Origin of the sequence: Bacteroides sp. 51 (assembly GCF_010500965.1) — a bacterium.
Classification (GTDB): Bacteria; Bacteroidota; Bacteroidia; order Bacteroidales; family Bacteroidaceae; genus Bacteroides.
Window position 1 is genome coordinate 23406 of record NZ_QVMI01000004.1, and the last position, 12464, is coordinate 35869.

Annotated in this window: 19 protein-coding genes; 16 read left to right on the forward strand and 3 right to left on the reverse strand. The window is 38.8% G+C overall.

The features are described 5' to 3' along the window. Positions 1–5 precede the first annotated feature (5 nt). The 16 genes from D0T87_RS04740 to D0T87_RS04815 all read left to right on the forward strand — a co-directional run bounded on the left by D0T87_RS04740 (position 6) and on the right by D0T87_RS04815 (position 10027). Positions 6–794 (forward strand): hypothetical protein, encoded by a 789-nt coding sequence (locus D0T87_RS04740; protein WP_163173322.1) that lies wholly within the window; start codon positions 6–8, stop codon positions 792–794. A gap of 57 nt (positions 795–851) precedes the next feature. After that, a complete protein-coding gene (locus D0T87_RS04745; RefSeq protein WP_163173324.1) occupies positions 852–2054 on the forward strand; it encodes a hypothetical protein in 1203 nt (400 codons plus the stop codon). A 1-nt stretch (position 2055) separates the two neighbouring features. Next, positions 2056–2274 carry a hypothetical protein gene (locus D0T87_RS04750; RefSeq protein ID WP_163173326.1) on the forward strand — a complete coding sequence of 73 codons (219 nt, stop codon included), beginning with the start codon at positions 2056–2058 and terminating at the stop codon, positions 2272–2274. Positions 2275–2276: 2 nt separating this feature from the next. Further along, positions 2277–2933, forward strand: coding sequence for a PD-(D/E)XK nuclease-like domain-containing protein (locus tag D0T87_RS04755; protein ID WP_163173328.1), 657 nt, complete (start codon positions 2277–2279; stop codon positions 2931–2933). A gap of 3 nt (positions 2934–2936) precedes the next feature. Next, entirely contained in the window at positions 2937–3107 is a 171-nt protein-coding gene (locus D0T87_RS04760) for a hypothetical protein (RefSeq protein ID WP_163173330.1), read from the forward strand. Between the two features lie 24 nt (positions 3108–3131). Continuing rightward, a complete protein-coding gene (locus tag D0T87_RS04765) occupies positions 3132–3542 on the forward strand; it encodes a hypothetical protein (RefSeq protein ID WP_163173332.1) in 411 nt (136 codons plus the stop codon). A 7-nt stretch (positions 3543–3549) separates the two neighbouring features. Then, positions 3550–3897 (forward strand): hypothetical protein, encoded by a 348-nt coding sequence (locus D0T87_RS04770; RefSeq protein WP_163173334.1) that lies wholly within the window; start codon positions 3550–3552, stop codon positions 3895–3897. A 10-nt stretch (positions 3898–3907) separates the two neighbouring features. Next, positions 3908–4396, forward strand: a complete 489-nt coding sequence (locus D0T87_RS04775) for a hypothetical protein (protein WP_163173336.1) — start codon at positions 3908–3910, stop codon at positions 4394–4396. Further along, the gene (locus D0T87_RS04780) at positions 4393–4629 is read left to right on the forward strand and encodes a hypothetical protein (RefSeq protein ID WP_163173338.1); all 237 of its coding nucleotides are present in this window, start codon (positions 4393–4395) and stop codon (positions 4627–4629) included. The genes D0T87_RS04775 and D0T87_RS04780 overlap by 4 nt, the downstream gene beginning before the upstream one ends. Next, positions 4577–5212 carry a hypothetical protein gene (locus D0T87_RS04785; RefSeq protein ID WP_163173340.1) on the forward strand — a complete coding sequence of 212 codons (636 nt, stop codon included), beginning with the start codon at positions 4577–4579 and terminating at the stop codon, positions 5210–5212. The genes D0T87_RS04780 and D0T87_RS04785 overlap by 53 nt, the downstream gene beginning before the upstream one ends. 12 nt (positions 5213–5224) lie before the next feature. Further along, positions 5225–6898, forward strand: coding sequence for a DEAD/DEAH box helicase (locus tag D0T87_RS04790; protein ID WP_163173342.1), 1674 nt, complete (start codon positions 5225–5227; stop codon positions 6896–6898). A 320-nt stretch (positions 6899–7218) separates the two neighbouring features. Further along, positions 7219–8037, forward strand: coding sequence for a hypothetical protein (locus tag D0T87_RS04795; RefSeq protein ID WP_163173344.1), 819 nt, complete (start codon positions 7219–7221; stop codon positions 8035–8037). 4 nt (positions 8038–8041) lie between these two features. After that, positions 8042–8419, forward strand: a complete 378-nt coding sequence (locus tag D0T87_RS04800) for a hypothetical protein (protein ID WP_163173346.1) — start codon at positions 8042–8044, stop codon at positions 8417–8419. 195 nt (positions 8420–8614) lie between these two features. After that, positions 8615–8959 (forward strand): hypothetical protein, encoded by a 345-nt coding sequence (locus D0T87_RS04805; protein ID WP_163173348.1) that lies wholly within the window; start codon positions 8615–8617, stop codon positions 8957–8959. Continuing rightward, a complete protein-coding gene (locus tag D0T87_RS04810) occupies positions 8946–9554 on the forward strand; it encodes a hypothetical protein (protein WP_163173350.1) in 609 nt (202 codons plus the stop codon). Before D0T87_RS04805 ends, D0T87_RS04810 begins: the two co-directional genes overlap by 14 nt. After that, positions 9554–10027 carry a VRR-NUC domain-containing protein gene (locus tag D0T87_RS04815; RefSeq protein WP_163173352.1) on the forward strand — a complete coding sequence of 158 codons (474 nt, stop codon included), beginning with the start codon at positions 9554–9556 and terminating at the stop codon, positions 10025–10027. Before D0T87_RS04810 ends, D0T87_RS04815 begins: the two co-directional genes overlap by 1 nt. A gap of 158 nt (positions 10028–10185) precedes the next feature. On the opposite strand, the gene D0T87_RS04820 is transcribed toward D0T87_RS04815, so the two are convergent. The 3 genes from D0T87_RS04820 to D0T87_RS04830 form a co-directional block, all read right to left on the reverse strand. Continuing rightward, the gene (locus D0T87_RS04820) at positions 10186–11010 is read right to left on the reverse strand and encodes a hypothetical protein (protein WP_163173354.1); all 825 of its coding nucleotides are present in this window, start codon (positions 11008–11010) and stop codon (positions 10186–10188) included. Between the two features lie 64 nt (positions 11011–11074). After that, on the reverse strand, positions 11075–11932 hold the full coding sequence (locus D0T87_RS04825; protein ID WP_163173356.1) for a DUF1566 domain-containing protein: 858 nt from the start codon (positions 11930–11932) through the stop codon (positions 11075–11077). Positions 11933–11939: 7 nt separating this feature from the next. Further along, positions 11940–12398 (reverse strand): hypothetical protein, encoded by a 459-nt coding sequence (locus tag D0T87_RS04830; RefSeq protein WP_163173358.1) that lies wholly within the window; start codon positions 12396–12398, stop codon positions 11940–11942. Positions 12399–12464: the final 66 nt, after the last annotated feature.

Here is a 12464-nt window from a genome sequence, read left to right on the forward strand (position 1 = left end):
AAGAAATGAAAAAAGTACTATTCTTATTAACGGCTATTATAGCTGTATTAACAATGTCTTCCTGTGAGCGGGTTGCTCCTAATTATGCCGGTGTTTTTATGGAGAATTACGGTAAAGATGGAAAGAAAGACTTCACAATTAAAACCGGACGCGTTGCAACGTGGGAATGGGGTACAGAATTATTTCAGGTTCCACTCTTTGATCAGCGTGGAGAGTTTGCCGATCCAGTGACTTTAAAAGCTGCCGATAATACCGAATTTAAAGCCCGGCCTACATACTCATATAAAGTTATACGTGATAGGGCTATCGATGTCGTATTTGATAATAAGCATATTGGCGGAGGAGATCAGTTTATGTCTTCATTGGAGGATAATATACTAGAACCCCGAATCTATGATCTGATAAAAGAAGAAAGTCGAAAACATAAAACCGATAGTTTAATGGCTGATGGTGGCTCTTTAGTCTTTGAGAAACGTTTGGAAACTATAGTGGAGAAGGAATTTGAAAAACGAGGTCTTGACTTACTAACGTTTAGTGCCCAACTCGAATTTAGTGAAAAAGTCCGCGAGAAGATAGATAGCCGGAATGAAGTAAATACTAATATCTCTGTATTGGATCAGCAGATCGAAGAACAAAGGAAAGTCAATGAACTTGAGAGACTTAAAACAGAACAGGCTCTTATTACATCGAAAGGATTAACAAAAGAAATACTTCAAAAACAATTCATTGACAAATGGGATGGAAAGACACCCCTGTATGGTGCTGTACCAGAATTTATATCATTGACGAAATAATTACTGTTATGCCCTCGCAAATCACGAGGGCATCCCATCAAAACAATCAAAAACATCATGAATAATCAACTCATTAAAATAGACGAAGTAACCTCCATCATGGGTGGTTTTGATAATATAGTAAACAGAAGCAATACTTCTGTAAGCAAATGCAATGAAGCCGGTCAGGCTCTTCTCGACACCATCGAAGGTAACGGCGGGATGAATGAAGCATTGGACCAAAAGGCAGCAGAATACCTTGAAAAGACAAAAACGACAATAAAGAATATGGGTGAACGCCGTAAGCCTATTACTCAATTGTTCGATAAGATCCGCTCTGCATTTACAGCACAGGAGAAATCACTTGATCCCAAAGAACCAGGAACGATCCCGGGACAAATCACTAAACTACGTGATAAGTACGCACGGGAAAAATATGAGGCTGAACAGAAAAGAAAGCAAGAGGCTGAGCGCCTGGCAAAACTAAATGCAGAGAAAGCTACATATAAACGTGATCTTGAAGAAAAGCTCTTAACTCACTTCAATACGTATTTACGCTCAAAGAAGGAAGAACTAAATAAGATGTTCAATGCCTTGACACTCGCAGGTTTTGACCGTGAAACCAATATGATTCTACTCTTCCCTACCGATTATCCCAAGGCTCATTTCGATGCATTCTCAGGTGAGGCACCTACATATTTTATCGGTGGTGAAGCCAAAGCGGCCTTGCGTACTGAAGTATTATCCGGTAAATATGAATACTTTGCCTCCCAGTTCAAATCCGAAATAACAGACGCTAAACAATGGTGCAAGGATCGCTTTGCTTCAAAGAAGAAAGAACTTCAGGAACTAGAGGAACTCCGCCAGCGTGATACAGCGGCAGCCGCCGAAGTTGAAAGAGTGAAGTTGCAACGTGAACAGGAAGAAGCGGCCAAGCGTACACAAGAAGAAGCATCCAAAGCCGAACAGCAGCGGAAAGAGATTGAGATGAAAGCCCAGCAGGAACAAATGGCTAGTCTGTTCGATCAGTCAGCGGCCATGGTGGCGCCGGTAGCTTCCAATGCCAAGGTTAAAGAGAAAATACAGGTCCTCCACCCTACCGGCTTCCTTGAGATATTTAACATGTGGTGGCTCAATGAAGGACAATCCCAACCGATCGATGAACTAGAAAAAGCTTTCAAGAAACAGATTACTTTCTGTGAGAAGCGGGCTAACGGCAAGGAGCCGGAATACATCAAGTCCAATTACGTTAAGTACGTTGAGGACGTAAGGGCGAAGTAGTATGGATACTGGATACTATAAAGCGTTAAAGAATATTGCTCAAACAGATAATCTTAAGGAAAAAGTTCTCAAAGGTGAGATTATCGACATTACAGAGATTGAACATGAATATGGCGGTGTTGCAATTACATTCTGGAGATTTGGAAAGCCGGAACCGGCAGAGCTTTTCTTCGCTAAGAAAAAGAAGTCCGATTTGAATGAATTCTTTAAAAAGGTATAACGATGGCCAATCCTGATACATATTTCCAACGCTCAGAGGTCAGTAACTCGGATTTGACCGAACTAAAGAACTTTCTCTATCCCCAGATGCAGTTTGGGGATAAAGAGAAAGCTTTCAAATTTGGGACATTGGTGGATGCCATTGTAACCGAGCCGGAACGGGTGGACTACTTCAAGTTTAAAGTCGATGGAGTCCAATACACTCAGGAGGATTTTGAACTTGCTGAAGCGATGTATAGCTCCCTTCGAGCAGAAGCTAAGAAAGATCCGTTCCTGGCCAATGTGCTTAAGTTCTCTGATACACAGAAATTCATGGTTAACAAAGGGCAGCGGTTTCAATACGGAAACTTTGAGTACGCATTGGACACCCGGTGCAAATGGGACTGGTGGCTATCATCATTAGGGTTTGGTGGTGATCTGAAAACTACAGCCGCAGAGAGCCAAAAACAGTTTGACGAAGCTATGGACTATTTCGATTGGAACCGATCACGCGCCTGGTACATGGATATCGCTGGAAGTAACCTGGATTTCATATTTGCTATCAGCAAAAAGAACTGTAGGGTTTTCAAGGCCCATATACGCAGAGGCGATGATATCTATAATAGAGGAAAAGAAAAGTATGAAGAACTTGCCTTCAAATGGTGGCAATTAATGGTATAAGCTATGAACAAAAAATATATAATCTTCTGTATGGAGTACTACAACGGTGATCAGGTAATCTACCGATGTAGCTGTAATGTAGGAACCAATAGCCTAAAAGCAGAGAGAAAGCGAGTGCTTTCTGAATATCCACTGGCTACCAGAGTTCTGTTTCATTATCACGAAATGGCATAGGCGCCATATATTTTAATCCAAAATATGAATCTGAACATTACACCCCAAAGCCAAATCCTAGAGGAACTTACCGAGATAGACAGCTTCCTGAATATCACTGCGAGCGAACAGATAGAGGAAACTGTACTTCGTGGTAATGATTTAGTTGTTTACATCTCTCGGACCGGGAAATTACTTGCTGACGCAAAATATTGGCTCAACCAGGCTAAGAAGTCTGAGGTTCTTGAAATCATAGTTGATATGACGAAAGAAACGAAAGCCACAGCTAAAACGGTGAATGCTCTTGTTGACTCTGTTTGCAGAGAAGAACAGTACTTGGTTGATTGGTGCGAGAGATGCAACCGGACCGCAACTCATCAACTTGATTGGTGTAGGACGTTGATAAGCAAGGCAAAAGAAGAAATGAGGTTATCGGGGATGTATGTTCATAAATAAGTGGAAAATGGAAAAAGAATATAAAGAGTCAAAGTATTGCTGCGAAATACCATTTTTCGGAGCTAAATATCCTGATGCAACATGTATTGACGGATATCTGTACGACTTAGATAGCTACGATGTAATAGACGGAGTAGAGGGTTTAACTCGTGGTGGTGATGTGCCATGCCCATTTTGCAATACCGATGATTTTATTGAAAGTGACCCATTCGGAAAAGAAGATGAGTTTTTTGAAGAAATTATAGGAGACAGCAACCCCGATGATGTAACATCCGAACAAATCAAAGAAATGCAAGAACGCTCACGCGCTTGGTATATGGATTGGATTGAAGCTAAAAGACTGCAATATAAATAAATTGACAACAATGCACTATAAACAAGAAAACAAATATGGATGTGGGTTATACTCAGTAGCAAATGCTTTGCAGGAAAACCACATTATAACAGAGAATAGGATTGAATGGTCTAAGGATGGAAACAATATCGGTCAGTTAAACAGATGGCTGGAACAATCTGATTATGATTTCTTTATTCAAATGATTGTCTACAACAATAATAACCCGATTGAAATTTTCGATTTAGAGCCTGTATTTGGAGAAAAAGAAATTGAGATGTGGATGCCTTTTTTCCTGGTTATAAAATCAACAGAGAAAAAGAATCACATGATTGCGTGCCGGTACATGAGAAATAGAAGTATAATCGTGCATGACTCCAATGAAGATTCAGAGATCATATTCCCAGACTTCAATTCATTTAATGAGCATTATAAAGGCGAGATATTGTCGTACGAATGTTTTTACAATTTTAAAAACGAACCGATATTTATTATTCCTGTAAATAACCAAACACCATGAAAGATGGACAACTAAACGATAAAGAATCAGCAAAGACCTTATTGCTTTTGCTGCTTGCGATTCTACTTATCGGCTACAATGAGGTGACAAGTTCGCCGGCATTGATAGGAATCGGAATTATCACTTATTTATTAATCAATATCATCAGCTTGCTAAAGGCTGATCAAAAACAAAAAGAATATGGAAGAAAACAAAGAACTCCCGCAGAACACGATTCAAAAGGCAACTGTTAAGAATGACCGTTGCGCTGTATCGTTCAAAGAAAACTATCGCGATGCAAACTACACCAACAAGGTAGATAAAGAATGTGATCAGATCATACATAACGATATGAGAATTGCATTTTCAATGTTGGTGCCGTTTCTGATTACAATTACAGAACAAGCCGAATCCGGGCTTTTCAATTCAGGCAATATCGGAGAAGATTTGAACGAAGAGTTACAGGAAAAGATTGCGGCGTATTCGGTTACAGGATATGTACATGGAGGTACAGACGAGTCTGCCGGTGTTAGCATTATCGGTCAGAAGTTACTTAAAACTGGGCAGGTTCTCAATGTAATTGCACCGTTTACAAAGTTCGAGGATGAAAACTACCCTTACGGCAGCGAATTACTTCAAGTAATTGAAAGATGCGACTATGAGGTTGCTGAATATCTGTTTAACGGAAAATTTGGAATTAAACAGGCGCAACTTGACTTCGACACCGATGCTCCGGCAGATGCAGATATTGACGGTGTATCAATGCCGGCAGAGAAGAAAAGAAAAAAGAGAGCATCAAAGAAAGAAAAGGCTGTCGTTTTTGACAACTTCGCTTAAAACCTGTACGTCATGAATATTACACTTCAATCTAACGGATACTACCGGTTAGAATTCAGATACCGCCCCGCCATCGTTGATGGAATCAAAAGCCATATTGATGGTGGCGGGCGAAAATACGACCCTGCTACAAAAACGTGGCAGGTTCATTCCTCCTACCAACCTCAGCTCGAACAACTCGCTCGATTCGTTCAGCGTTTTGAGAAAGTTGAATGGGGCGGTAGTGCTCCGAAAGAAGAGAGCGATATCGCATACCAGGTTCAGCCGCTTCCGGAACTCGATATTCCACATAATCTCAAGATAGAACCTTACGATTATCAGAAGAAAGGAATCGCCCGTGGGTTGCAACTAAAACGATTTATTAACGGGGACGACATGGGCCTGGGCAAAACTTTTCAATCTATCGCCACACTCACTATTGCAGACGCATTCCCGGTACTTGTAATTTGTCCGAATGTCGTAAAAATGAACTGGGAGCGCGAGTGGCACCGGTTTACTGATAAAAAGGCGATGATTCTTACCGATAGTGTACGTGACACATGGACGTTCTATTGGCAAACTGGAATGTACCAGGTGTTTATTGTGAATTACGAATCCCTGAAGAAATACTTCGTACAAAGAATCAAGAAGTCAGAACGATGGACACTCCGGGATGTAGAATTCCGGCAGTCTATAAATCTATTTAAGTCCGTAATTATAGATGAATGCCATAAATGTAAGGCATCATCTACTCAGCAGGCTAAATTCGTTAAAGGTATTGCTGCCGGCAAAGAATGGGTTTTGGGCCTTACCGGTACTCCTGTGGTAAATAAGCCTAAAGATCTTATATCACAGCTGTCTATTCTTGGACGCATGGAAGATTTCGGTGGATATAAGCATTTTGTAGAGCGTCATTGTTCTGGGCCTAACGAAGCAAGTAACCTGAAAGAACTGAACTATAAGCTCTGGAATAATTGCTTCTTCCGGAGAGAAAAGAAAGAGGTGCTTACCGAACTTCCTGAAATGACACGTCAAATACTTTCTGTTGAAATTGATAACCGCAAGGAGTATGACGATGCCGAAAAGGATTTATTAAGCTACCTGGTTAAGTACAAGCAGGCGGATGATGAAAAGCTCGCTAGAGCTATGCGCGGCGAGGTTATGGTACGCATCGGGATACTCCGGGATATTTCCGCACGTGGTAAATTAAGGGCAGCTGTTGACTTCGAGAAAGACTTTATCGAAAATGACCAGAAAGTCGTAATCTTCTGCAATCTACATGATGTAGTGGATAAACTACTTCATGTTTTCCCGGGAGCTGTCTGTATTACCGGCCGGCAAAACTCTACTGAAAAACAAACATCGATCGACGCCTTTGTCCGTAATCCGAAAGTGAAGATAGTCATTGCATCTATAAAAGCTGCAAGCGCTGGCGTTGATGGCTTGCAAAAGGCATGTTCAAATGTACTCTTCATCGAGGAGCCGTGGACGGCGGCCGACCGCGACCAGGCAGAATCCCGTGTACATCGTAATGGGTTAAAGAATGGTGCCACGATGTACCACATGCATGGGAAAAAGACCATTGACGAAAAGATGTGGCATATAATAGAAGAAAAAGCAAAGATATCTAACGCTGTTGTAGGTGGTGAGGATAATGTTCAAACGGATATCGTGGATATGATGGCTAATTTGTTTAATGAGGAATAAGACAAAATCAACCATGAAAGGAGTAACCAAACTGGCAAGAAGAGCCAGCCTCGCAAGTCAAAAGTGCGGAACATGTCCGATGAGATTACATTGTACGCCTGCAATTCTAAGAGTTTGCCATGATGCTTTTGTAGAAGGGTTTAAGAAAGGAGTCAAGGCTGTTGAGAAAGGTACCAAAGAAAACACTTTAAAAAACTTCCGAAAAATTTGTGGATGTTATTACGAGGGGACATGTACCGTTGATTGCAAAGAATGTACATTCAGAAATTGCGAGACGTTAACGGATTTATTTAACATTAAGTAAAAAAACAGATTAAGTCATGAAGAAACAGTTTAAAGGTAAAGCAATATACAATCCGTCCGGGAAAGCCGGCGAGTACAGTTATTGGGCATGTAATTTCTACAATGGGTGTTCTGTTGGATGCAAGTACTGCTTTAATAAAAAGGGTATGACATCCAAGGTTTTGGGTGGTGACAAGCCTACGTTACAGAAAGGCCTGGTTGACGAATATACTGCATGTAAGATATTTATTCAAGAAGTATCAGAAAATGTAGAAGAGTTAAGAAAGCATGGATTATTCTTTTCATTTACTACCGACCCTCTACTTCCGGAGACAAAAGAACTAACATATTTCGCAATAGGAGTTTGTCAGGCTAATAGAATACCAGTTAAGATATTGACTAAAATGGGACAGAAAGAAGCATTAGAGTTTAGTGCAGTATCAAGCGCTTATAGATGGGACAATAGGCTTATAGCTTACGGTGTTACACTGACTGGATGTGATAGCGAAGAGCCTAACGCCCCGAGCAATAAAAGCCGAGTTATAGCTCTCATGGATATGAAATTTGAAGGATATAGAACATTTGCCTCTATAGAGCCTATTATTGACTTAGATAGCAGTTTATCAATGGTCATGAAATCTGTAGACTTTTGCGACCTCTTTAAAGTCGGCCTTTTAAGTGGAAAGAAATACGATTATAGAGAATTGAGAGGCTTTATTCTCGCTTGTGCTCACTTAGATAACAAACTCTACTTCAAGGATACGTTTATCAAACAAGCAGGATTGACCAGAGAGGAACTCCCGGCGAACTGCGTTACACGGGATTACAATATTTTCAACAGAATCGCAACTAAATAAAAATATGGAAAGTAGAATAGATAGACAGCTGAGAAATGAAGCTGAGGAATACAAGAGACTCGAAAAACTTCTCAATGTTCCCAAGTTGGAAAAACCAAAAGACTTCGAGGTTGAGAAATGCATAGAAGCACTCGAAAAAAGGCTTCAGGAGAAAAGACTACCTGGTCCTGTTCGTGTAGGATACACCAACGCTGTAAAGGTTCTCGAAGATCGAATCACAAAGTACAATCAATTCGACTTCTCTCCTATCGATTCAATTCAGTCGAGAGCAATTATCATGCTTGCTATTGATTTTCTAAATGGAGAATGTAGCAAGAAAGTATTATGTGGTATAGCAATTAAACAAAAAGATAAATGGAGGAAAAATACAAACGTTGGATAATTCAGATAAAGGCTAGTAGCCCATGTTTTGTTTCTAATAGTAAAGTTGGCGACCCTCCAAGAACTTTACTCAGACATAGGGCTAAAATGTTTAAGTCTCCTGAGTCAGCTGCTAAACACCTTGAAAAGATTAAAAAGGATTTTCCTTTTAGAGAACGTGAGTATAGAATAGTTGAATTATAAAACAAAAAGACAAATGGAAGCAAAGATAAATATACTGTATGAATGGGATAAGGTAGAAATATACCTAAAAGAAGGTAGACACTTCTTTATGCAGGGTAAAAAAGGGGGCATTAATATTGTAGAGTCTCCTGCCGATGGAAGTATCAATCAGGAGATAAAACCGTTTCTAACCATCCCTGGAGGATATGCTACACACATATTAAAAGCTCTTTCCGATGCATCGAAAGGCATAGGTATATCTACAGAGAACGAGAACTTACTGAAAGGAAAGCTCCAGGCAACTGAGACGCATCTTTCAGACATGAGAGAGATTGCGATGCTATTAATTAAACGTGGCTCACAAGATGAAAAGATATAGATTACCATTAAGCCGGGTATTTCCGGCTACACACCCCAAAAAAGGAGAAAGAACATTTTTTCGTGAAAAGATATTGCAATCCACACACGAATATTATCCAGTACAATGCAAATGCGGGTGGGTTGGAAGTAGTGAAGAGTGTGACTGCTACCAGATAGGACAGTCCGGAGATTGGAGCGACCCTCAATGTCCTAAATGCAGCCAATATGTTGAAGAGTTTAATTGTTTCCCAAAACGTCATACTATCCGAGAAAACGTTGAGTACTGGAAAAAACGTATTGATGAAATCAATAAAGGAAATGCTGTACTGGAAATATACGAATGGATAGGAAAGCCTTATGGTAAAGGTTCTACCACAAAAACGCTGTTTACATTCGACAAGAATAGCGGAATAGGATATCAGGAACTGCAATTCTCAATGAATAGTTTTGATTTTCCGAGAACGTTTAGTAAAAATGGTGGAGTGCTCGCATTAATGCCTGGTAATCTGGCCAAGAATGACGGATTATCCCTTCAAGACTTCAAAGATTGGTTTAAGAAATCAGATTTAAGCAAGCCTAAAATTATTATCCATTTTACAGACTTCCGGTACTAATGAATAAAGAAACCTGTATTGAATGTGGAAAAGAAACGGTGTCCGTAATACCTACGGATGCCGGCTTCGTTTGTTATAACTGTTATGCAGAGAAAAAGAATCCGCCCAAGGCCAAGAAAGTACACGATAACGAGGAAGCCAGGATCCAGTCAGAGTTCTTCAAGCATGTACCGCTATTTTTCCCAAAACTTCCCGAAAAACTTCTGTTTGCAATACCAAACGGTGGAAGCCGGCATAAGATTGAAGCGGCCAACCTAAAACGTCAGGGTGTGCGATCTGGAGTGGCCGATGTGATCTTATTAGTACCGAAGAAAGGTTATGCTAGTTTATGCCTGGAATTTAAGACCGGAAAAGGACGACAATCTGACGAACAGAAAGAATTCCAGCGACAAGTAGAAGCGTGCGGAAGTAAATATGTTATAGTTCGTAGTGCAACGCAAGCGATTGAAGAAATGAAATTATACCTCTATTAATAGCCAGCTTATTCGGCTGCCTTTTCTTCCAAGTACTCTCTAAATATTCTAAGGAGAATGAGAGGATTGCATTTTAAAATAATTACCAACATCAACACATGAGAATGGAGAAATACAAAATCTTCAGAATTGCAATTAATATATAGGACTAAAGTGAACTAACGTTTGCCTAAATCTCTTACCCAGCAAGAATAAATTTCTTCATCCTCTTGATCCTCGTCTTCCTGATCTTCATCTTGTTCATAATCTTTATACTCTTTCCAATCTATAGATTCAAAAATATTTTTCAACTCGTTACCTTTATATTCTTCAATGCCAGAATTTAGAGTTTCGCATACTATGTACTTATTCTGCCCTTTGTACCAAACAGCCATGTGATGACCAGGAGAGCCTATATAGAGACAATGTTCTTTATTCAATTCTCGAATAGATGATAGAAGAGACCCTAAAAGATCTTTGGTATTAGAAAAAGTTTTTTTATCAGAATTTCTACCCACATATTGTTTAAATTTAGCAACTTTTTCATTCATCGCAATTCCATAAGAAGACAATTCATACTTTGTTAAGTCTCCTAATGAGTCTTCATCTCCATCTGCTATCATCATATAATGCTGATACTTCATAATCTTCTCAAAATCTTTTACTTCATTTAATCCTTCTTTAGCCATATCAACCCTCATTCTCCCCCATAAATGCTTCGCAGCATTTGGACCCTCAATAAAATTTGCAACCCAACCACCACATAAACCGCCATATTTCTCTTGTCCATCTTTTCCACCACTCATTTTTCTTATATAATATTCTTCTATATCTTCTTGCTTCATTAATTGAGTAGCATTACTTTGCACTTTCGTTATACCATCCATTATTTTTAACTGATTCATAGCAAGTTCCGTGTTGTTAACAATAAAGGCTTCACCACTATGAGATTTTGCATTAATTGTTCGAGAGGGTTGTTCTGACATTCGTAGTTGTTCTTTCATTATATCGCTGTTTTATGTCAAAAATCAGAAATTAAGAGGGAAATAAATCCTTCAAATTGTCGAATTAAGGCAATGTGCGTACACAACGACAATAATTATATCCATTAGCCCATTGATTACTATCTGTTATTCTACCATCGGACATGATCATCAATTTATATCCAGGTTCATCTTTATAAGATGTTTTATTTTTCTTCACACTTCTAGGCAAACTTACTTCTGTTGAGCTCCAGTATATAGGAGGATTAAATCCTCTTGCTGAAACATTCCTATTACTAAATAAAGATACATCAAATTTATTTTTATTTAAATACATAAATGACAGTTCATTTATTGTAGGTAAACGCCAATCTGTATATCCACCCACAGTAGAACCCTCACATAAAAGTTTTGCGTCTTCATAATATAATTTACTAGAGACAATGTCGTTTTTTTGTACAGATATTTTGGAATCTTTGAGCTCAACAAAATCCAATTGTCTCTCTAGCTCATCGCAAATTTTTGTATCAACCTCTCCAAAATTCACAGGTTTATTAAAATTTCTTCTCCATGCGTAAAGAATATAAACTTTATAATGACTGTCACTTATTTTTTCAGGCTCAGGATTGCATACAAAGGTGTAATTAGTTGCATATTCAGGAAGCGTCGCTTTTAAACCATGTTCCTCTATCTCAATGTATGTGATTTCTGAAAATTCCACATGCTTATTTTTTGCAGTAAACATTCTGTACGATTCCGCTTCTGCTTTTCGTCTTGCATCTGTTTCACTCTTTCCCTCTCCCATACAAGGCACGTAATCAAAATTATTCCCAATTGGTAATTTATTAGGATATATCCACCACCAAGGTGCAACTTGTGCAGATATTCCTACAAGATTAATAACAATCATTACCACACTAAATATAATTCTTTTTATATTCATGTTATTTTTATTCCAAATCATTATTAGTAACAAATATCACAACTTCTGCTTTCCAACCATCACTCATTAAAAAAGGCATTGAACTTTTAGCATAGTCTATTTTCGCATATTTTTTAGCTTTTATTATTTCTTCACTAGATAAACTTTCTGCAAGATTGTTTTGCGCTCTTTCATGAGCTATACTCCATGCTTTTATGCTATCACCCTTTATGGCTGTTCCTTTTCCGTAAAAACATGCATCTTCTTTTAAATAAGAACTATCAGTAATAGAATCCGCTATAGCGATTTGCAATGTTTCGAGTTTTTTAGGTGGGGCTTCATTATAGTAAATTGTTGCGACTAAAGCTAATATCGCAACAATTGCAGCTATACCACCCCATTCTTTAGCAGATAAGAATTTTAATATATTTGTTATTCTTGAAGACAGCTCGTTATTCTGTTCATTCCTTTTTATCTTTTTACTCATTTCAAGAATTTTATCTGTTAAAAATATCAAAAAAAAATAGCCAATAAAATTACTTTATGCTTTTCA